This is a genomic window from Polaribacter ponticola, assembly GCF_026191475.2.
Classification (GTDB): Bacteria; Bacteroidota; Bacteroidia; order Flavobacteriales; family Flavobacteriaceae; genus Polaribacter; species Polaribacter ponticola.
In genome coordinates this window covers 54,756-77,261 of the sequence record NZ_JAOSLC020000004.1, presented here as the reverse complement: position 1 = coordinate 77,261, position 22,506 = coordinate 54,756, and the positions used below count along the sequence as shown (strand labels likewise).

13 protein-coding genes are annotated in these 22,506 nt (G+C 27.8%); 6 read left to right on the top strand and 7 right to left on the bottom strand.

The annotated features are described in order from the left end of the window. The first annotated feature begins 99 nt into the window (after window positions 1-99). From N5A56_RS16695 to N5A56_RS16680, 4 genes are all read left to right on the top strand, one after another. On the top strand, window positions 100-801 hold the full coding sequence (locus N5A56_RS16695) for an ABC transporter ATP-binding protein (RefSeq protein ID WP_265724397.1): 702 nt from the start codon (window positions 100-102) through the stop codon (window positions 799-801). Between the two features lie 72 nt (window positions 802-873). Next, window positions 874-3,300: an ABC transporter permease gene (locus tag N5A56_RS16690; RefSeq protein ID WP_265724398.1), complete on the top strand. Its 2,427-nt coding sequence runs from the start codon at window positions 874-876 to the stop codon at window positions 3,298-3,300. Window positions 3,301-3,361: 61 nt separating this feature from the next. Beyond that, entirely contained in the window at window positions 3,362-5,725 is a 2,364-nt protein-coding gene (locus tag N5A56_RS16685; protein WP_265724399.1) for an ABC transporter permease, read from the top strand. Between the two features lie 58 nt (window positions 5,726-5,783). Further along, the gene (locus tag N5A56_RS16680) at window positions 5,784-8,141 is read left to right on the top strand and encodes an ABC transporter permease (RefSeq protein ID WP_337994872.1); all 2,358 of its coding nucleotides are present in this window, start codon (window positions 5,784-5,786) and stop codon (window positions 8,139-8,141) included. 447 nt (window positions 8,142-8,588) lie between these two features. On the opposite strand, the gene N5A56_RS16675 is transcribed toward N5A56_RS16680, so the two are convergent. Together N5A56_RS16675 and N5A56_RS16670 are read right to left on the bottom strand one after the other, a co-directional pair. Beyond that, complete coding sequence (locus N5A56_RS16675; RefSeq protein ID WP_265724400.1) at window positions 8,589-9,395, bottom strand: helix-turn-helix domain-containing protein; 807 nt, start codon at window positions 9,393-9,395, stop codon at window positions 8,589-8,591. Between the two features lie 175 nt (window positions 9,396-9,570). Beyond that, window positions 9,571-10,284, bottom strand: coding sequence for a helix-turn-helix domain-containing protein (locus N5A56_RS16670; protein WP_337994871.1), 714 nt, complete (start codon window positions 10,282-10,284; stop codon window positions 9,571-9,573). Window positions 10,285-10,756: 472 nt separating this feature from the next. Between N5A56_RS16670 and N5A56_RS16665 the strand changes: the two genes are divergently transcribed. Beyond that, window positions 10,757-11,503, top strand: a complete 747-nt coding sequence (locus N5A56_RS16665; RefSeq protein WP_265724402.1) for a head GIN domain-containing protein — start codon at window positions 10,757-10,759, stop codon at window positions 11,501-11,503. A 146-nt stretch (window positions 11,504-11,649) separates the two neighbouring features. On the opposite strand, the gene N5A56_RS16660 is transcribed toward N5A56_RS16665, so the two are convergent. The 3 genes from N5A56_RS16660 to purL all read right to left on the bottom strand — a co-directional run bounded on the left by N5A56_RS16660 (window position 11,650) and on the right by purL (window position 16,617). Then, window positions 11,650-11,976: a threonine/serine exporter family protein gene (locus N5A56_RS16660; RefSeq protein ID WP_274270613.1), complete on the bottom strand. Its 327-nt coding sequence runs from the start codon at window positions 11,974-11,976 to the stop codon at window positions 11,650-11,652. After that, window positions 11,870-12,877 (bottom strand): threonine/serine exporter family protein, encoded by a 1,008-nt coding sequence (locus N5A56_RS16655; RefSeq protein ID WP_274270612.1) that lies wholly within the window; start codon window positions 12,875-12,877, stop codon window positions 11,870-11,872. The genes N5A56_RS16660 and N5A56_RS16655 overlap by 107 nt, the downstream gene beginning before the upstream one ends. A 68-nt stretch (window positions 12,878-12,945) precedes the next feature. Next, a complete protein-coding gene (gene purL / locus N5A56_RS16650; RefSeq protein WP_265724405.1) occupies window positions 12,946-16,617 on the bottom strand; it encodes a phosphoribosylformylglycinamidine synthase in 3,672 nt (1,223 codons plus the stop codon). 182 nt (window positions 16,618-16,799) lie between these two features. Between purL and N5A56_RS16645 the strand changes: the two genes are divergently transcribed. After that, complete coding sequence (locus N5A56_RS16645; protein WP_265724406.1) at window positions 16,800-18,197, top strand: cytochrome c peroxidase; 1,398 nt, start codon at window positions 16,800-16,802, stop codon at window positions 18,195-18,197. A 56-nt stretch (window positions 18,198-18,253) separates the two neighbouring features. Here N5A56_RS16645 and N5A56_RS16640 read toward each other — a convergent pair whose 3' ends face one another. Beyond that, window positions 18,254-20,269, bottom strand: a complete 2,016-nt coding sequence (locus N5A56_RS16640; RefSeq protein ID WP_265724407.1) for an endonuclease — start codon at window positions 20,267-20,269, stop codon at window positions 18,254-18,256. Between the two features lie 3 nt (window positions 20,270-20,272). Next, complete coding sequence (locus tag N5A56_RS16635; protein WP_274270633.1) at window positions 20,273-22,429, bottom strand: endonuclease; 2,157 nt, start codon at window positions 22,427-22,429, stop codon at window positions 20,273-20,275. Window positions 22,430-22,506: the final 77 nt, after the last annotated feature.

Sequence of the window (22,506 nt, the reverse complement as noted above, 5' to 3'; positions counted from 1 at the left end):
AAAAAGTAGTAAAGTCACAAAGTGGTAAAGTAGCAAAATTAATGTCAGTTCGAGCGTAGTTGAGAACTATTAAATAAAACAATTAAAAAAACATACAAAATGATAAAAATAACAGATTTAGTAAAAGTTTACAGAACAGAAGAAGTAGAAACTACAGCATTAAACAAATTAAGTTTAGAAGTTAAAAAAGGAGAATTTGTTTCTATTATGGGAGCTTCTGGTTGCGGAAAATCTACATTATTAAACATTATTGGCTTGTTAGATGCACCAAATGAAGGAAGTTATGTTTTTGATGAAACAGAAGTTGCAAAATTTAACGAAAAAGAACGTGCTAGTTTGCGTAAAGCAAATATTGGTTTTGTTTTTCAAAACTTTAATTTAATTGATGAATTAACGGTGTATGAAAATGTAGAATTGCCTTTAATATATAATAAAGTAAAAGCATCCGTTCGAAAAATTAAAGTAAATGAAATTTTAGAAAGAATAGGTATAGCACACAGAGCTAAACATTTTCCTTTACAATTGTCTGGTGGTCAGCAACAAAGGGTTGCAGTTGCAAGAGCTTTGGTAACAAACCCAAAATTAATTTTAGCAGATGAACCAACAGGTAATTTAGATAGTAAAAGTGGAAATGATGTTATGGAGTTATTAACAGAATTACATGCAAATGGTGCTACCATTGTTATGGTTACTCATTCCTCATACGATGCGCAATTTTCATCTAGAGTAATTACACTAAAAGATGGTGAGGTTATTTCAGAAAAAGAAAATGAACATAAAGTAGATGTTTTAGTGAAATAGTAGTAACAGTTTTAGTTAAAAAGAGAATATTAAAGCTTAAAGCTAATAGCGGAGAGCATAAAGATTAAATAGATGTTACAAGTTTGGTTTAAAATATTTTTTAGAAACAGTAAAAAGAATTGGCTCAATTCGCTAATAAATATCAGCGGTTTAACATTAGGTTTGGCTGGTTTATTAATTGTTTTATTATATCTAAACGAAGAAAAAAGTTATAATCAATGGAATCCTAATAAAAATGATGTTTATAGAGTAAATTTAAAACAAGCTAAAAATAGTGAGGTTTGGTTTACAGTAAATGCAGGAATGTATTTAACATATCCAAAAGAATTGCCTGAGGTTACTGAAGCTTTAATGGTAAAACCATTTTATAGAAGTAAGGTAATTCAGTGTAAAGATGCGTTTGAATTTAATGATAAAACTATATTTACAGAACCACAATTCTTTGATTTTTTTCCTTTTAAAATTATAGAAGGATCTACACAAAAATTTGCAGAGACAAGAACAAATATTGCTTTGTCTAAAGAATATGCAGAACGCATTTTTAAAGATAATAAAGCTGTTGGAAATACTGTGAAAATTGATGGAGAGAATTATATTGTGAGTTGTGTGTATAAAATTCCAAAAAACTCGCATCAAGAACCAGACTTATTAATACAATTTGATGAAGCTTTTGAAGTAAATTGGGGAAATCATAATAATGAAGTTTTCTTAAGAATAACAGATGGAACTGATTTAGAAAATCTAAAGCAAAAAATGAATCAAGTTATTATTGAAAAAGCTTATAGACCTAATGTTGAAGCCAACGGAATGACTATTGAAGAATTTGATGAGAAATATGGAATTCCTACAGTTCTTTTAGATAAGTTAGATACATTGTACTTACATAATACAGCAAAAAGAGCTGGACCAAGCGGAACAGGTAATTATCAATTATTAATGGTTTTATTAGGTTTATCTATTCTTCTTATTGTTATTTCTTGTGTAAATTTTATTAATTTATCTGTTGCTACAGGAACTCAAAGAGCTAAAGAAGTAGGCGTAAAGAAAACACTTGGTTTGCCTAAAAAGCAATTATTGATGCAATATATTTCTGAAATTGTTTTACAAGGGTTTGTATCATTTGTTTTTGCATTAGTAATTGTAGAATTAGCATTGCCATTTTTTAATGAGTTTGTAGAAACGGAGATTTCAATATTGCATTCAAATTCATTAATAACATTATTTTTTACAGCAATTTTTGTATCATTTTTAGTAGGAAGTATTCCTGCTATTTATTTATCAAACTTTAAAGAAATAGAAGTTTTAAAAGGAAGTGTTTCTAAAAGTAAAAAAGGAAATATAGCAAGAAACATCATGTTAGGCTTACAGTTTTTAATTTCTGGATTCTTTATTATCAGTATGTTAATTGTAGGAAATCAAATTAACTATATGATGGAAAAAGACTTAGGTTTTGATAAAGAACAAGTGCTTTCTGTTGATGTATATAGCATGCCAAATAAGTATAAAAAATACAAATTGGCAAAAGAAGTTTTGTCTAAAAAAGAAAACATTATTGATGTTACTTCAAGTATGTTTGTACCTGGAGAAGGTTTTGTAAATGGTACTGGTTTAAAGCACAAAATAAATGACAAAAGTTTTAATTCAGCCTCTAATGTTGTAGATTATAATTATATAGATTTTGCAAGAATTAAACTATTAAAAGGAAGAAATTTTTCTAAAGAAATTACTTCGGATAGTGATACTAAAATTATAATAAATGAAACTGCAGCTAAAGAATTAGGAATTTACAATAAGCCTTTAGGTGAAAAATTAAGTTTAGGTTGGTTAGAAGATGAGGATGCAGCTAATAATTTTGAAGTAGTAGGTATGATTCAAGATTATCATTTTGATGGTTTTGATTCTAAAATATCACCAATGTTTATGGTTTTATGGGAAGGAATGTCTTTTACACATAGTTGGATTCCTGCAATTCAATTTAAAGTAAAACCAAATAATATAGATAAAACTATTGCAGAAATAGAAAGTTTTTGGAAACAAAACGTAGATGCAAAATATCCATTTTCCTATGAGTTTTTAGATAAAAAATTTGCAAAAACTTATAAAAAGTATCAAAAGCAACAAACGCTATTTTTAATATTATCTCTACTTGTTATTTTAATTTCACTATTAGGTTTATTTGCTTTAGCAACCTTAACAATTCAACAACGATTAAAAGAAGTTGCAATTCGTAAAACCTTAGGAGCTTCAGTTAAAGAAATTATGATTCAGTTATTACAAAGCTTTTTAAAAGTTGTAATTATATCATCAGTAATACTAATACCTATAGCGTATTATTTTATGCAAAATTGGTTAGAGAATTTTGTTTATAGAATAGACATGCCACTACTTCCGTATTTAATTACACCAATTATTTTAATTGTTTTAGTTTTTTCTGTTGTAGGCTTAAAAGCATATAAAGCAACAAAAATTAGTTTAATTAAATATTTAAAATTCGAATAATTATGCTTAAAATTTGGTTTAAAATATTTTTTAGAAATAGTAAAAAAATTGGCTAAACACATTGGTTAATATTCTGGGGTTAACATTGGGGTTTTCAGGTTTATTAATTGTGTTATTGTATTATAATGATGAACAAAATTATAATAAGTCAAATACTGAAAAAGATAAAATTTATAGAGTTGTTCATAAAACAGTTAAAAGCGGAACATGGTCTCTTAGTAATTTAATTGAGGGAGTAAAATATAAAGAAGAGATCCCAGAAATTACAGACCAATATCTTAGTTCTAACTGGTATTCAAATATTTTAATAAAAGTAAATGGAAAAGATCAATTTACTGAAGATATTTTAGAAGGAGCTCCAAACTTTTTTGATTTTTTTCCTTTTAAAATTATAGAAGGAACTACAAACAAATTTAAAGAAGCAAGAAATTATTTAGCTATTTCTCAAGAACAAGCTACACTTCTATTTGGTAATAAATCTGCAATAGGGAAAGTATTAGAATTTTCTGAAAGAACATTTATTATAACAACTGTTTATAAAATTGAAGGAAAGCATTTTTTTATGCCAAACTTTGTAATTCAGTATCGCAAACAACCAGAAAATAAAAACTGGGGAAATTATAGAGCTAATTTATTTGTTAAAAAGACGAAAGAATCTAACGTAGCAGATATCGAAGAAAAAGCATTAGCTATTTGGTATAAAAACTATGTGTTACCAACTTCTAAAAAAAATGGAGTTTCACCGGAAGAGTTTGTGAAAGAACGAGGTGTAACGCCTATATTAGAATCTATAAATGATATTCGTTTAAAGAGTATTGCTGATAACATTGGTGGGGCAGGACCAGAAGGAGCAGGAGATTATCAGTTGATAGTATTGATGTTATCCCTTTCAATTTTACTAATAATTATTTCTTGTGTAAACTTTATTAACCTTTCAATTGTATCTGCTGTTCAAAGAGCTAAAGAAGTTGGTATAAAGAAAACATTAGGACTCTCTAAAATCTCTTTAATCAAGCAATATGCTTTAGAAATTGTTTTACTAGGTATTATAGCTTTTCTTTTTTCTTTGTTAATACTAGAATTACTATTGCCTTATTTTAATGAATTCACAAATAAAAATATTTCATTATTTAATTTTAATTTGTTTGTAAAAATAGCATTATTAGCATTATCAATTTCAGTTTTTATTGGTTGCATTCCTGCAATTTACTTGTCAAAATTTAAAGCTGTAGAAGTTTTAAAAGGAGATATTTCAAGAAGCAGAAAAGGAGTTTTTATAAGAAATTTAATGTTAGGTATTCAATTCTTAATCTCAGGATTTTTTCTTTTAGGATCAATTATAATTAATCAACAAATTAATTATATGATGAACAAAGAGCTAGGCTTTAATGGAGATCAAGTAATTGTAGCAAATATGAATGATGGAAATAATCCATATAAAAAATATTTATTAGCAAAGAAAGAAATGGTTAAACATCCAAATATTGATGCTGTTACAAGTAATTCATCTGTAATTGGTGGTTTTTTAACTGATATGACAGCTGTAACTTTTAAAGATATCACATTGCAACCTGTATCTATAAATACTATAGATTACAATTTTTTAAATGTTATGGATATTAAAATTTTAAAGGGAAGAAACTATAAGGAAGACCTTGCGTCAGACACTATTAATAATATAATAGTTAATGAAACTTTAGCTAGAAGGTTAAATATTTATGATGATCCAATTGGTAAAGAGATAAATATTCCTACTGGGCTTACTACCAAAGTGAGTAAAAATATAATTGGTATGGTTAAAGATTATAATCTTCAAGGTTTTGAAACCAAAATATTTCCAACAATTTATAGGCATTGGAATAGTGATGATTTTGCAAGAAGGATGTTTTCATCAATTCAGTTTAAAATTAAACCCAACAATATAGAGAAAACTTTAAGTTACATAAAAAGTTATTGGAGTGAAAATATTGAGCAAGGCTACCCGTTCAGTACTAGTTTTATTAATGAAAGATTTGCTAGAACATATCAAAAATATCAAAAACAACAAACACTTTTTTTAGTACTTTCTTTATTGGTAATTATAATTTCATTATTAGGTTTATTTGCTTTAGCAACCTTAACAATTCAACAACGATTAAAAGAAGTTGCTATCAGAAAAACATTAGGTGCATCCGTAAAAGAAATTATGTTTCAGTTATTACAAAACTTTTTAAAGATTGTAATTATATCATCTGTAATCTTAATTCCGATTGCGTATTATTTTATGCAAAATTGGTTAGAAAACTTTGTATATAGAATAGACATGCCACTACTTCCGTATATAATTACACCAATTATTTTAATAGTTTTAGTATTTGCTGTAGTAGGCTTAAAAGCATATAAAGCAACAAAAATTGACTTAATTAAATATTTAAAATTCGAATAAACATGTTAAAAATTTGGTTTAAAATTTTTTATAGAAATAGTAAAAAAACTGGCTAAATATACTTGTTAATATATTTGGTTTAACTGTTGGTTTTGCTGGTTTACTCATAGTTTTACTTTATTTAAATGATGAAGAAAGTTATAACACCAATAACTCAAATAGTAATGAAATATACCGAGTTGTTCATAAAATGTCTGATAACGATATTTGGGCAAGTAGTAACAATGTAGAAGGTTTAAAGTTTAAAGAAGAAATACCAGAAATAAATAATTTTTATTTAAGCAGGTCTTGGCCAAATAGTAAAGTGGTTAGAGTAAAAGGAAAAGATATTTATTTACAAGATATATTGGTTGGTAATCCAAGCTTTTTCGATTTTTTCTCTTTTGAAATTGTAGAAGGAAGTGCTCAATCTTTTAAAGAAAGTAGGAGTAATTTAGCAATTTCAGAAGAACAAGCTATAGATTTATTTGGTAAAGAATCTGCAATTGGTAAAACGATTGAGTTTTCTGACAGAAGTTTTATTATAACAACTGTATACAAAATAACTGGTAAACATTATTTTATGCCTAAAATGGTTGTTCAATTTAAAAAAGAACCCTCTGGCCATTGGGGAAGTTTTTCTAATAATTTATTTGTAAAGGTTAATAAAGAATCAGATTTAAAACTTTTGAATAAAAAGGTAAACGAGGTATGGTTTAAAAATGTTACTGAACCTCAAGCAAAAAAAGATGGTATTTCGATTGAAGAATTTTTCGAAAAACATGGTACAACCGTAATTTTAGAGCCTTTAAAAGACATTCGTTTAAAAACGATTGCTTCAGATGCTGGGCCAGAAGGAAAAGGTAACTATGAGTTAATAATTATAATGCTGTCTTTATCGATATTACTAATAATAATTTCGTGTGTTAATTTTATAAATTTATCAATTGCCTCTGCAACACAAAGAGCAAAAGAAGTAGGAGTAAAGAAAACTTTAGGATTGTCTAAAATATCATTAACTCAGCAATATGCATTAGAAATTGTTTTACAGGGATTAATAGCCTTTATTTTATCATTAATAACAGTAGAATTAATTTTACCTTCATTTAATGATTTTATGAAGAAAGAAATTTCGATTCTAAATTTTGAATTACTTATAAAAGTTGGTTGTATAGCAATGCTTATTTCTCTATTGGTTGGTTTTATTCCTGCAATATATTTATCTAAATTTAAATCTGTAGAAGTTTTAAAAGGAAACGTTTCGAGGAGTAAGCAAGGTATTTTTGCAAGAAACATTATGTTGGGTTTACAATTTTTAATTTCGGGATTCTTTTTATCTGGTTCTATAATTATTTTTTATCAAGTAGATTATATGATGAATAAAGATCTTGGTTTTGAAGGCGATCAAGTTGTTTTAGTAAACATGAATGCTAATAATGATAGATATAAAAAGTACTTATTAGCAAAAAAAGAATTAGTAAAGCACCCAAGTATAGATGTAGTTACTAGTAATTCTTATACTATTGGTGGTGGTAGCTCTAATTCTACCAATGTAGATTATAAAGATATTTCTGTTCAAACTTATGCAAATGCAATTGATTTTAATTATCTGCAAACAATGAATGTTAAACTTGTTAAAGGAAGATATTTACAAGAATCATTTGCTTCAGATACATTAAAAAACATTTTAATAAACGAAACTTTAGCTAAGAAATTTAATATTTATGATGATCCGATTGGAAAAAAAATAGATGCAGGTTTTGGTGACGAGGTAAATGATGGAAAAAATTTAATTATAGTAGGTATGTTAAAAGACTACCATACTAACGGATTAGATAGTGAAATTTTACCTACTATGATGATGCATTGGAATACTTTTGATTGGATGAAACAAAATTTTTGGTGGATGCAATTTAAAATTAAACCAGATAACGCTCAAGAAACGATTAAGTTTATAGAGAATTATTGGCATGCGAACATAGAACAAGGCTATCCATTTAGAGCTCAGTTTTTAAATAAGCGTTTTGCGAGAACGTATAAAAAATATCAAAATCAAAAAACACTTTTTTTAATTTTAACTTCTGTGGTAATTTTTATTTCGCTTTTAGGTTTATTTGCTTTAGCTACTTTAACAATTCAGCAAAGATTAAAAGAAGTTGCAATACGTAAAACTTTAGGAGCATCTGTTCAGGAGATTATGTTTCAATTAATTAAAAATTTCTTAAAAATTACATTAATTGCTTCAATTATTTTAATACCAATTGCATATTATTTAATGCAAACTTGGTTAGATAATTTTATTTATAGAATAGATATGCCAATTTTACCTTTTGTAATTACACCAATTATTTTAACTATCTTAGTATTTATTGTTGTTGGATTAAAAGCTTTTAAGGCAACTAAAATTGATTTAATTAAATATTTAAAGTTTGAATAAATTATATAAAAAAAGACTGAATTAAATTCAGTCTTTTTTTATATAATTAAAAGTTTCTCCCAAAACTATTAATAATTATGTTCATTGTAAATTTATATTAAAAAGGCTTTTAATTATTGTAAAAAATCGTAAAAAAATCACATTTATTATAAAGAAAAAAGAGCTAGAATAAACTAGCTCTTTTTTATTATTTATAACTTCCCCTAAAAGGTATAAATAATTTTTATATTATAAATGTAATTGTTTTTTAACAAAAAAAAGGTAAAAAATCGTAATTGAATTTTTAGCATAAAAAAACAGAGTAGATTATTAATCAGCTCTGTTTTATTTAATTTTATTTATAATTTCCCCCAAAATTATAAATAAAACCTTACACTATAAAAGTAATAATTTATTAAAGTTAAATATTGTAAAAAATCGTAATTGTTTTTCTTAAAAGGGAAAAACTTATTCGATTAAATATTTTTCTAAAAGAGGATAATCGTTTTTAAAGAATTTTTTTGGGCTTTGTTTCATGAAAAATTTAAAATCTTTTGCAAAGTGTGATTGATCATAATAATCAAACATGTAAATTAAATCTGTTAAGGCTATTTTTTTTGATTGATATTTTTGCATTAGATTCATAAAACGATACTGTCTTATAAATTTACCAGGAGTTAAGCCTACAATTTTTTTAAATTTAGTTTCTAATGATTTTTGACTAAACGAAATAACGTTTAATAGCTCATTAACTTGTATTAAGCCATCTTTTTCAATTATTAGGTTAATAGCTTTATCAATTTGTTTAACTTCAGAATCTGTTTTAATATTTAAAGATTCAATAAAAATCAACATTTCTTTTTCATAGTTTAACAGCTCATCTTTATTGTTTAAAAAAATTGAAGAGAGTTCCTTTGAAATTTTTAAATTAAACTCTTCTATTGGTGTAATTTTATTTGTTAAGAATGAAATATCTGTCTTAAAAATTTTATATAAAGAAGTAGGATGCAATATTATGCCAATATTAGTACTCTCATCTTTTACAGAAAAATCATAAGTGCCATAAAATTGACCAGTGATTACAGATCCTTTAATAGATGATTTTTTTCCTTTAAAATCGATTTCTTGCGTATTACTAAAAATATATGCTAAAGAAGGAAAACCTAATGGAAGTATAATAGACTCAAAAGGCAAATCATTCTTTGAAAAAGTTAATTTAAATAAGTTTTTAACTAAATTTCTACTATCCTTACCCTCTATAAAATTAAATTCCATGACTATGTTTTTGGGTATTAATGTGTTATAGCAATATTAAATAATAAAAAATTAAATTCCTATTAATTATGTTAAGCCATAATCAAGTATAGTTGGTTTACAATAAAGTATAGTTAAACTGTTTTTTTAAAAAAATGATATTTAGTTAATTTGAAAATATAAAGTTACTTGCTATTTATAAATCTTTTGAGTAGGCTTTAATCAATGGGTATTCTTTTTTAAAATATAATTTTGGAGACTCAGACATAAATAATTTAAAATCTTTTATAAAATGCGAGTGATCGTAGTAATTATACATATATATAAGGTCGTTAATATCTATTTCTTTACTTTCATACTTCCGCATTAGTTTAGTAAAGCGGATTAATCTTAAATATTTACCAGGTGTTAAGCCAATTATTTTTTTAAATTTTGTTTCTAATGATTTTTGAGATAACGGAATAATTTTAAGCAAATCTAATACTTGTAACATTCCTTCTTTTTCAAAAATATAATCTATTGCTAGGTCAATATTTTTTACATCATTATCAATTAACAAATCTAAATTTTCTATATGTTCTATAAATTCTTTTATAAAACCGTCAACATTATTTTTATGCTTTATAAAGATCTTACTTGCATTATAATTAAGAGACTTATTTAATTCTTCTATACATATGTGTTTATTAGTTAATAAAGAAATATCCGTTTTCAATAATTTATACAACGCTGTTGGATTTAAGTTGATACCAAAGTTTGTAGCTTCACTATTTACAAAATATTCATATGTAGAATCAAATTGACCAGAAACGATAAAATTATTAAAATCTGTTCTTATTTTATTATGAATTATTCTTTGCTTCTCTCCAAAAATATAAGCAATAGAAGGTAGCCCAGTAGGAACAATTATAGATTTAAATGGTAGGTCTTTTTTTCAAAAGATAAAATAAAAATATTATTTATTATATTTCTAGAGTCTTTTTCATTTTTATAATCGAATTTCATTTTTCTTTTAGATCTAAATTTTAATCGACTTAATTTTTTTATTTATAGGGTCTTCATGTTAAAAAAAATAAACTTTAACTAGGAAAAGATTATTTTATATTTATTTTTAAATAAGTACAATTATTCAAAACTAAATAAAATACTACAGAAATTAAATTTGTTCTGATAAACTAAGGCTAACTATCGTTTATTAAACATATACTATAGTTAAAGTGTTTTTATTAATCTAGAACATTTTTTTGTTTAAGATTAATATGCAGTTTATTTAAAATTTATTTTTTGAAACAGTCACAAATTAAAATTTGATGAGTCTTTTATTTAGTGTACAATAGTTTAAAAAAGAATGTCCATTAAAAAAACAAACTTAAATAAAAAAGATGAAATTTAAATTAACCATTTTCCTTCTTACATTATTCAGTATTAATAGTAATATAAAAGCACAAAATAGAATAAAACTTACTAAAAGTTTTGACAAAATCATAGTAAGTCCGCATATAGAAACAGTATTCATAGAAGGCAAAAATCCAAGTATTGTTATAGATAATATTAGTGTTCCTAGAGAAAAATTTAAATATGAATTAAAAAAAGGAACTCTTCAAGTGTATTTAGAAGGTGCAAAAACTTACACTAAAAATAATAAAAACATTGCCAATAATTATAATAAAAAAGTGCCATTATATAAAAACAAAGTTGCTAGGGTAATTGTTACTTATTCTAGCGTAAATACTTTTTCTTTAAGAGGCGAAGAGAAAATTACATTTAAATCATCAATAAAACAAAACGATTGTAAGCTAAGAATTTATGGTAAATCAGAAGTAATAATCAATAAAATAAATGTAAATAATTTAGATGTTTCAATTTATGGTGATAGTTATTTAAATATTGAAAAAGGTACAGTTAAGCAACAAAAATTTAGAGCTTATGGAGCTAGTAAAATTATGGCATCAGATGTAAAGTCTCATGAAACCAAAATTACAGCATATGGTAATGGTACTTTTCAATTTAATGTATCTAAAAAAATAAAAGTAAGTTCTTATGGAGAAGCTACTGTATTATATACAGGAGATGCTCAGTTAAAAAAAGGAATTGTTATTGGAGAATCTACTATTAGAAAAGTAATGTAGTTTAAATTTTTTGGGCGTTTAAACGGGCTTTCCGCACTCGCTTCACGCTAAAAAAAGCGTGAGAGCTCAAACAAAGCTTCAATCCCTAACGCAAAACAGCTTTTAGATTCTTCTAAAAGCTGTTTTTTTTATATAAAATAATAGTTTTAATTTTTGGTTTTCATACCAAATTTTTTCGGAGTTCTGTCTCTAAATGTACCAGCAAAAAGTAAACCGCCAATTATGCCCATTAATATAAAAGCTACTTGTTCAAATAAATCTATAGAACCAGTACTAGTAGAAGGGCTAAAAAATGAATTACTTAAGCCCATAAAAGACTTACTTCCAGGAACCAGCATTACAATTCCTTGAATTAAATAAACTGTTTTAGGTGTTTTGGAAATTCTGCCAAACAAACGGCTTGCCCCAACAACAACAAGAGTTCCAATAAATGTACTTATTAATACTCCGTACCCAGACAACCAAACCGTCATAAAAAATGCTGTAATACCAGTTAAAGCTCCAAAAAGCATGTTTTTTTCGTACCTGAAATATGGGTAATAACGCAATGGAAAATATTGGTATCGCTAAATAAATAGTCCATTTTGGCATTTCAGAAACATGATAGGTTAAATCAATATCTGCTAAAGAGGTCATTAAGGCTATACCCAGCAATACACCAAAAAATTGTTTAAATAATAGTAGTACAGCATCAAAAAGTTTTGCACTACCAGAAACCAAGCTTTTAGAAGTTAGTTCTTCTAAAGCAGTAGTAATAGCCAAACCAGGAATAAAAATAATAATAGAAGCTAAAATGGTTAAACCTATATTAAAGGTTGGAAAAATTAATGATAATGAACAACAGATAATAGTTGCAATCAATGCACTTAAAGATTCAAAAATATTGTGTAAATAGTTAGATTTACTTGTAAAATATACTAAAAGATAGATTAATGCACCTAATAATAAAGAAAAAGCAAAAGACACCAAATTAGTACCTATCATTATACTAAAACAACCAGCAGAAGCAGCGTAAGCTAAAGTTAAAAACAAGTGATTTATGCTCTTTGTTTTAGAATGTATTATATTTAATTCTTTGTTAATAGCTTCATTATCTATTTTAGAATCTATAACTTTATTGGTTAATTCTGCAATTCTAGAATAAGCTCCTAAATTTAATGAACCAGGAAGCACACATTCTACATAACTATAAGAACTCTCATCTTCATAGAAAATATAATTTATCCATGTTGGAGAATCCATAAAACTGCCAGTAATTCCTTGTTTTGTAGCAACTTCAGTTAGATAAGCTTGTATTTTGTAAGAAGGAATACCGTAAACATGTAACGCTTTTCCAAGCGCAACTATAAATTGATATTTTTCTGGAATTTTCATTTCACTTTATATTAAAACAAAAAAAGGGCTTTAAAAAAAGCCCTTTTTAGATATACTTTTTTTAAAAATTATTTTGTTAACCAGTTTTTAGCATTTACAAACGCTTCTAACCAAGGCGTAACTTCATCTTTTCTATTAGTTGGGTAATTTGCCCAATTCCATTGAAAAGTAGAACGCTCAATATGAGGCATTGTTACTAAATGTCTTCCTGTTTTATCACATAACATTGCTGTGTTAAAGTCTGATCCATTTGGGTTATTTGGGTAACCTTCATAACCGTATTTTGCAACAATATTGTAGTTTTCTTCGGCTTCTGGTAAGTTAAATTTTCCTTCTCCATGAGAAATCCAAACACCTAATTCCGTTCCTGCTAAACTAGATAACATTACAGAATTATTTTCTTGAATTTTTACAGAAGTAAAAGAACTCTCGTGTTTTTTAGAATCGTTATGCACTAATTTTCCGTGTACTTTATGATCTGGGTTTATTAAATCTAATTCCATCCATAATTGTGCACCGTTACAAATACCAACAGATAATGTATCTTCTCTTTTAAAGAAGTTTTTTAAAGCTGTATTTGCTTTTTCGTTGTATTTAAATGCTCCAGCCCAACCTTTAGCAGAACCTAAAACATCACTATTAGAAAAACCACCTACAGCACCAATAAACTGAATATCTTCTAAAGTTTCACGACCAGAAATTAAATCGGTCATATGAACATCTTTTACATCAAAACCAGCTAAATACATTGCATTTGCCATTTCACGTTCAGAATTACTTCCTTTTTCACGAATAATTGCAGCTTTTGGCTTCTTTTTACCGATTTTAGGTAATTTCCCTGTGAAGTTTTCAGGAAAGGTAAACTGTAAAGGCTGTTTTTTATAATTGTCGAAACGATCTTTTGCTAACCTGTTTGCAGTTTGTTTTTGATCGAGTAGGAAAGAGGTCTTATACCAAACATCTCTCATTTCAGAAACATTAAAAGAGAAAGCATCTTCGTTATTTTGAATGTTTACAGTTCCTGAGTTAGTAGCAGTTCCAATATTAAAAAACTCAATATTGTTTTCTGATAAAATACTTTCTATTGAAGCATCCGATTGAAAAACAATTCCCGAATTTTCAGCAAACAATACTTTTATAGCATCTTCTTCATTTAAAGAAGAAATGTTTAAATCTGCACCTAAATTAACATCAGCAAAACACATTTCTAACAACGTTGTAATTAAACCACCAGAAGCAACATCATGTCCTGCGGTAATTTTATCAGCCTTTATTAATTCTTGAATTGTATTAAAAGTATTTTTTACAAAAGCTACATCAGTAACATCTGGCGCTTCATTTCCAATGGTATTTAAAACTTGATGAAAAGAACTTCCTCCTAATTTAAATTCGTCTTGAGAAATATTAATATAATAGATATTTCCACCATTAACTTGTAAAAGAGGTTCTACAACTTTACTAATTTCATTACAGTTTCCAGCAGCAGAAATAATTACAGTTCCTGGTGCAATTACATCACCATCAGGATATTTTTGTTTCATAGATAAAGAATCTTTACCAGTAGGAACATTAATTCCTAAACCGATAGAAAATTCTGAAACTGCTTTAACAGCTTTATATAAACGAGCATCTTCACCTTCATTTTTACAAGGCCACATCCAGTTTGCAGATAATGAAATTGAATCTAAATTATCTTTTAAAGGTGCCCAAATAATGTTGGTTAAACTTTCTGTAATGGCGTTTCTACTTCCAGCTTCCGGATTAATTAAAGCCGAAATAGGCGAGTGGCCAATACTTGTTGCTACACCTTCTTTACCGTTATAATCTAATGCCATAACACCAACATTATTTAACGGAATTTGTAATGGTCCAACACATTGTTGTTTGGCAACTTTACCACCAACACAACGGTCTACTTTATTTGTTAACCAATCTTTACAAGCAACAGCTTCTAACTGTAAAACTTGCTCTAAATATTTTTTAAAGTTCTTAATTTTATATCTAGAATTTTTATAATTTCTAACAACAGTCTTGTCTGTCATTATAGTTTTAGGTGATGAACCAAACATGTCTTCTAAAGCTAAATCCATTGGTTTTTTACCAGTAGTTTTAGATTCAAAAGTAAAACGATCATTTCCAGTAACATCTCCAACAGTATAGATTGGCGAACGCTCACGTTCTGCAATTTTTTGTAAAGTATCTATATGTTTTTCTGCAATAACCAATCCCATTCTTTCTTGAGATTCGTTACCAATAATTTCTTTTGCTGATAAAGTTGGATCTCCAACAGGTAAAGCGTCTAAATTTATTTTTCCACCAGTATCTTCTACTAATTCAGATAAACAATTTAAATGCCCACCAGCTCCATGATCGTGAATAGAAACAATAAAGTTTTCTTCACTTTCTACCATTCCACGAACGGCATTTGCAGCACGTTTTTGCATTTCTGGATTAGAACGTTGCACCGCGTTTAATTCAATTCCTGAATCTAATGCACCTGTATCTGCTGAAGAAACAGCAGCACCACCCATTCCAATTCTATAATTTTCTCCACCAAGAATTACAATTTTATCACCTTCTTTTGGTGTGTCTTTTAAAGCTTGATCTGCTTTTCCATATCCAATTCCACCAGCTTGCATTATTACCTTGTCAAAACCAAGTTTTCTTGCAGCTGCATCACTTACAGAAGAATTTTCTTCGTGTTCAAAAGTTAACACAGAACCAGTAATTAAAGGCTGACCGAATTTGTTTCCAAAATCAGATGCTCCATTAGAAGCCTTTATTAAAATATCCATAGGAGTTTGGTACAACCAATCTCTAGCTTCAAACTTATCTTCCCAATAACGACCTTTTTCTAAACGAGAATACGAAGTCATATAAACTGCTGTACCTGCTAAAGGTAAAGAACCTTTTCCACCAGCTAAACGATCTCTAATTTCTCCACCAGAACCTGTTGCAGCACCATTAAAAGGCTCTACAGTTGTTGGAAAGTTATGTGTTTCTGCTTTTAATGAAATTACAGATTCATAATCTAATGTTTCATAAAAGTCTGGTTTATCTGCCGTTTTAGGTGCAAATTGTTCCACTTTTGGTCCTTTAATAAAAGCAACATTGTCTTTGTACGCAGAAACAATATCGTTAGGAAATTGCTTTGATGTTTCTTTAATCAACTTAAATAATGAAGTAGGCATTTCTTCTCCATCAATAACAAAAGTTCCGTTAAATATTTTATGTCTACAGTGTTCTGAGTTTACTTGGCTGAAGCCAAATACTTCAGAATCTGTTAATTTTCTTCCTATTTTAGTAGCAACACTTTCTAAATATTCAACTTCTTCATCACTTAAAGATAAACCTTCTTGGTTGTTGTAAGAAGCAATATCTTCAATATCTAAAATTGCTTCTGGTTTAATTTCAATAGTAAAACTATCTTGATGTAATCCATTAAATTTTTCAGAAATCATTGGGTCAAAATCAGAAAAATCTTGTTCAATAACTTCAAATTCTTCTATTCTAATGATATTTGAAATCCCCATATTCTGAGTAATTTCTACAGCATTTGTACTCCAAGGAGTAATCATTGCAGCTCTTGGTCCAACAAAAAAAGCATCTATTGATGTTTCTTCTATTTTTGGTTGATTACCAAATAACCATATTAATTTGGCTATGGTTTCTGAAGTTAATTCTTTTGTTGTTTGAACAGCGAATATTTTACTGTTTTTGTTTCCAAAGAAATGAATCATTTTATGTTGTGTTTGTGTGTTGTAATAAAAATGCAAATTTAGTTTTTTTGAATATATTTATTTGCATTTAAATTGAAGAATAAAGATAGTTATACAAAATCTTTTAACATTAAAATTTATTTTTTCAAACTATTATAAAATTGAAAGGTCTAACAAATAAAACATTTAATAATTAACCAAAAATGAACAAAACCTTACCCAATTTAATTACTATTCTTGGAGTTGCTTTTATTACAATAAGTGGTACAATTGATTTAGATAATCTTTTTAATTACTCGAATCAAACTAAGTCTCAATATATATTAAAAGATAATACACCAATTAATAATGCTATTGATAATAAAACAGCTACATTAGGTAGAGTTCTTTTTTATGATAAAAAATTATCTGCTAATAATACAATTGCATGTGCTAGCTGTCATAAACAAGAAAAAGCTTTTGGAGATGATGCTACACAAAGTATTGGTTTAAATGGTGGATTAACAGGAAGACATTCTATGCGTTTAATTAATTCTAAATTTTCTGATGAAGAAAAGTTTTTTTGGGACGAAAGAGCAATTTCTCTAGAAGACCAAACTACAAAACCAATTCAAGATCATGTAGAAATGGGGTTTAGTGGAACAAATGGTGATGAGAATATTAATGATTTAATATCAAAACTTTCTGCAATAGAATACTATCAAAACTTATTTAATTTTGCTTTTGGCGATAAAACAATTACAGAAGAAAGGATTCAGTTAGCCTTATCACAGTTTATTAGAAGTATACAATCTTTTGATTCTAAATATGATATTGGAAGAGCTCAAGTAAATAATATTATTGCAAATTTTCCAAATTTTACAGTACAAGAGAATGAAGGGAAAAGATTATTTATAACTCCACCTAATATGAATGGAGCAGGATGTATTGGATGTCATCGTGGTGATGAATTTGATATTGATCCAAATTCTAGAAATAATGGTATTATTGGAGTTGCAGGTAATACTTCGGAAATTGATTTAACAAATTTTAGAGCTCCAACATTAAGAGATTTAGTAAATCCTGATGGTATTTTAAATGGCCCATTAATGCACGATGGTAGCTTAAAAACTTTATTAGATGTAATAAATCATTATAATGAAATTCCAAATAACTCTTTAAATACAGATTTAGATAATAGATTAAGGACAGGTCCTAACACCCAAAGATTAAATCTTAATGATGATGAAAAAAATGCGTTAATAGCTTTTCTTAAAACATTAACAGGAACAGATGTTTATGTTAACGAAAAATGGTCTAACCCTTTTGATGAAAACGGAGATATAACAATAACAGGCAGTGTTTTAAGCTTAAACAGCCCTAGTTTAAGAAATATGGTTAATATTTATCCTAATCCTGTTCAAAATAATTTAAACATAACTATTGAAAATGGAGATTTTAATATAACTGTTTATAATATACAAGGTAAAAAAATGTATGCTAAAAATATAGTAGGGAATTCTATTTTAGATGTATCGGGTTTAGATAGTGGTATTTATATTATTAAAATTATAAATTATCTCACAAATGAAGTTCTTACTAAAAGAATAATAAAAAATTGATATAAAAAAAGAGCAACTACCATAGTTGCTCTTTTTTTAATTTATAGAAATATTATTTACTTCTTTATCAGTTTTTTTGTGATGAACTGATTTTCTGAATTAATTTTAACTAAATAAATTCCTTTTGAAAGTGAAGAAATATCAATTTGATTATTATTGTTGTCTACTTTTTCTGTTACTAATAATTTACCCAAAACATTGTAGATATTAATTTTTAGATCTTCTGAGTATTTAAAGTATAATTTATCTCCATTTGTAGGGTTAGGGTACATTTTTATAACTGTTAGATTTTCATTTTCAATGCTCGCTGTACTTACAGTATGCTTTCCTAAGTTAGTACAATCATCTACTCCTGAACCTTCTACCCATTCATCTCTATCAAAAACTAAATTAGGAGATACAATAGTAGATTTCCTTTTTAAAGTAACGTTTGAGCCAAATGTATTAGTGTCTCCTTCTTTACCAATAATATCTATTAAAACATCATTTTTAAATAAACCTAAAACGTCATTTCCATTAAAATAAGTAACAGTACTTTCTATATCTACTTCAGATTCACAAACTGCTAACTGAGCATTACCAATTACAAAAACATCGCCATCTTCAATTGTTTGATTTGTAAAGGTTAAAATTTGAGTTCCAAAATCGGCACCATTAGAACCTAATTTAACAGCATAATTTGCTAAAGAAACTGTTTGCCCTGTAAAATTAGCAATTTCTAGAGCTTTATTATTACCACCACCTTCGAGATATTCAGAGAAAAACAACTCGTTAGAAGGTGCAGAACCATCAGTTGTTGTTCCGTTTACAGCATTACTTTGCTCAGATTCGTTGTTTGACGTATCTTTTGCTAAAACTGTAATTGCATAGGTTGTAGAAACTGTTAAGCCTGTAATAGTAAAATTGGTTTCTGTAGTACTATCGTTATATGTACCATCTACATAAACGTTATAAGCTGAAATTGCAGAATCGTCTGTTGATGCTGTCCAAGTTATTTTTAAACTTGTTCCTGATTTACTAGCAATTGTAACATCTGTTGGTATAGTTGGTGGTGTATTATCAACTAAAGTAGTACCATTTACAGCTGTAGATTGTGCAGATTCATTACCGGCAATATCTTTAGCTAAAACAGTAATACTGTAAGTGGTATTAGGGGTTAAATTGATAACAGTATAATTTGTAGTTGTAGACTCTCCGTTTAAAACTCCGTTTGCATATATTTCATATTTACCAATTCCATTATTATCAGTTGAAGCATTCCAAGTTACATCTATTGTAGATGTTGCAATATTACTTAAAGCTATACTTGTTGGAACTGTAGGAATTTCTGTATCTGCTTCTCCCCAAGTGTTTTCTGCAGCATTTCCTCCCCAAATTATGGTTGCAATATAAGGGTTGTCTATAAACGGATTTCTATTTCCTTGTGCCGCAGTAATAATTTCATTTCTTTGTTTTTCAAAATCAGAAACAGGATCTTCTGCATTCCATTTTAAAAATAGATTTAATGTTCCAATATCGCTAAAAGACTCATTATATCTTAGGTTTAAATACATAATCATTCTTGCTACATCTCCTTTCCAATCATCACCAGGATACCAAGAAGAATCAACCACACCATAATTACCAGAACCTTCAATAAATTTTCTGCTTCCTCTGTCAGAATTTATAGAAATATCACAAGTTCTAAGGTGATGTAAATCTCCTTTAGCATTGTTAATAATTAAAGACTGCGGATAAACGTGCTCTGTATTATAAGTCTGTGTTTGATGAGAGTTACTACCAGATTGGTATTCTCTTTCGTCTCTACTTTCTCCACTATACATTAAAATTACATTAGCAGTATTAGCTAAATCTTCATCAGCATTGTATAAGTAGTTGTGTCTTTGTCCGTATTCTAAAATATTAGTATGTTTAGAAATAGTTTTTGTAGCTAAATCATTAAATAATTGAATTCCTGTAAGTGAGAAATCTACATTATTATAATAAGATTGCAATTCTGATGGAGGTGTTAATTGCGCATTAACGCTTCCTAAACTTGTAATAAATAGTATTAAGAGTAATTTTTTAATCATAGTTTAATTCTTTATTAATTTTTTAATTTCAGAGTTTTTATCAGAATCTATTTTTATAAAATAAATTCCTTTTGATAATGTTGTAATATCTAGTTGATTTTTAGAACTACTAACTTTATTTTCTAGAATTAACTTACCTACAATATTGTAAACTTTAATCGTTAAGTTTTTTGTAGTTTCAAAAAATACTTTGTTACCGTTTGTAGGGTTCGGATACATTTTAAAAGAAATTAAAGAAGATTCTTCTGTACTTAAAGTAGAATCATGACTACCAATTCCTGTAAATGTATTAGCAGCTAAAACATCCCATTCGTTTACTGTGTAAGTTGTATTATTAGATAATATTGAAGCTTTTCTTCTGTAAGTTTTATTTTCTATATGACTACTAGAGTTTCCTACTTGACCAATTATATCTACCAAAACCCCATTTTTAAATAACCCTATAGGATCATTTCCATTAAAATTCATTGGAGAACCATTATTTGTAGAAGTATTGTTTGCGCGGACTAAATCTGCTTCTGCAATTAAAGTAGCATCGTCTGCACCTCCATTAATTATCACAAATACATCACCAGGTACAATGTTAGTATTACCTAAATTAAAATCATCTACCCAAGAACTTCCATTATGTTGTTTTTGTATGCTATATTCAGATAAATTAATAGTTGAAGCAGTAAGATTAACTATTTCAATGGCTTTATTATTTCCTCCATCTGGCTCAACGTATTCAGATATAAATAATTCTGTTATTCCGTTAGAAGTTCCTGCAGTTGTTGTTGCGTTTACTGTTGCGCTTTTTGCAGATTTATTATTATCAGTATCTACAGCTACTATTTCTACAGCATAAGTTGTAGATGTGCTTAAACCAGTAATTGTATATACATTATTTGCAGATGTACCATTTAAAGTATTATCTACATAAATTTCGTAACTACTAATTGCATTGTTATCTGTAGATGCTGACCAAGTTACTTTAAAAGAAGAGTCTGTTTCTTCACTAACAACTAAGTTAGTTGGTATTGTTGGCGCTTCTGTATCTTGTAAAGTTGTTCCGTTTACAGCTGTACTTGTTGCAGACATATTGTTTATAAGATCTTTAGCTACAACTGTAAAATTATAAGAAGTATTTGTTTCTAAGTTAGAAAAAGTAGTGTTTGTATTTGTTGTTTGTGTCTTTAACACACCATCAATATAAACATTGTAACCCGTTACACCTTTATTATCTGTTGAAGCATCCCAATTAACAGTAATAGAATTTAAGCTAATATTACTTAAAGTTACATTTGTTGGAGTAGTAGGTGCTTCCGTATCTGTACTAATATAATAATCCCATCTATCTTCTGCAGAGTTTCCTCCCCAAATTCTTGTTGCTAAATAAGGGTTGTCTATAAAAGGGTTTCTATTTCCTTGTGCAGCAGTATTAGCTGTGTTTTCATGATATGTATTTCTATCAATTTCTATTTGAGAAACTGGGTCTTCTACATTCCATTGCAAAAATAAATCGATCATTTCGTCTTGTGTAAACTCATTACTACCAACACCAACTGCAGTTGGTAAACAAACGGTACCGTAACGTAAATACATATACATAATCATTCTTGCAGCATCTCCTTTCCAATCATCACCAGGATACCAAGCAGCAGTATTTGGGCCATCTAAACCTTCATGAAAATCGACTGAAGAATAATCAGAGTTTCCTGTTCCTCTACCATATTTTCTGTTATTTCTAGCAGAGTTTCTTCCTCTATCTGCTGCTCTTAAATGGTGAGCATCTGTAGAAGGTCCGGGTATATCAGTATCCAATTTTGGGTTTGCTAAAGATTTTGGAAAAACATGTTCTCTATTCCAAACAAAAGTAGCTCCACTACCGCTGTCTTGTAAGTTTTTATCTCTATAAAGATCATTCGTACTATCTTGGTCAGATCCATCTTCCCAACCATAATATAAAACAACTTCTCTATCATTAGAAGTGTTTTCATCTGTAGCTCTTGTAGCATCCCAAACATCTGGTCCGCTACTTGAGTATTCTAAAGTTCTAGTATGTGTAGCTATAATTTTTGCTGCTAATGCATCTTTTAAAGCTGTACCAGATAATGTTAAATCTACATCGCTATAATAACTTTGTTGCGAAAATGTAACTGTTGCTAAAAATAAAAGGATAAGAGTTGAAAGTCTTTTTTTATCATATTATAAAATTTAAAAAATTATTGAAACAAACAATTTCTTTTTCAGCAATA

Bases quoted from the DNA above. Each gene is read 5' to 3' on its own strand.
- N5A56_RS16640 (WP_265724407.1), bottom strand. From the start codon at position 20,269: ATGATTAAAAAATTACTCTTAATACTATTTATTACAAGTTTAGGAAGC.
- N5A56_RS16695 (WP_265724397.1), top strand. From the start codon at position 100: ATGATAAAAATAACAGATTTAGTAAAAGTTTACAGAACAGAAGAAGTA.
- purL (WP_265724405.1), bottom strand. From the start codon at position 16,617: ATGATTCATTTCTTTGGAAACAAAAACAGTAAAATATTCGCTGTTCAA.
- N5A56_RS16690 (WP_265724398.1), top strand. From the start codon at position 874: ATGTTACAAGTTTGGTTTAAAATATTTTTTAGAAACAGTAAAAAGAAT.
- N5A56_RS16645 (WP_265724406.1), top strand. From the start codon at position 16,800: ATGAACAAAACCTTACCCAATTTAATTACTATTCTTGGAGTTGCTTTT.
- N5A56_RS16660 (WP_274270613.1), bottom strand. From the start codon at position 11,976: ATGACGGTTTGGTTGTCTGGGTACGGAGTATTAATAAGTACATTTATT.
- N5A56_RS16655 (WP_274270612.1), bottom strand. From the start codon at position 12,877: ATGAAAATTCCAGAAAAATATCAATTTATAGTTGCGCTTGGAAAAGCG.
- N5A56_RS16665 (WP_265724402.1), top strand. From the start codon at position 10,757: ATGAAATTTAAATTAACCATTTTCCTTCTTACATTATTCAGTATTAAT.
- N5A56_RS16675 (WP_265724400.1), bottom strand. From the start codon at position 9,395: ATGGAATTTAATTTTATAGAGGGTAAGGATAGTAGAAATTTAGTTAAA.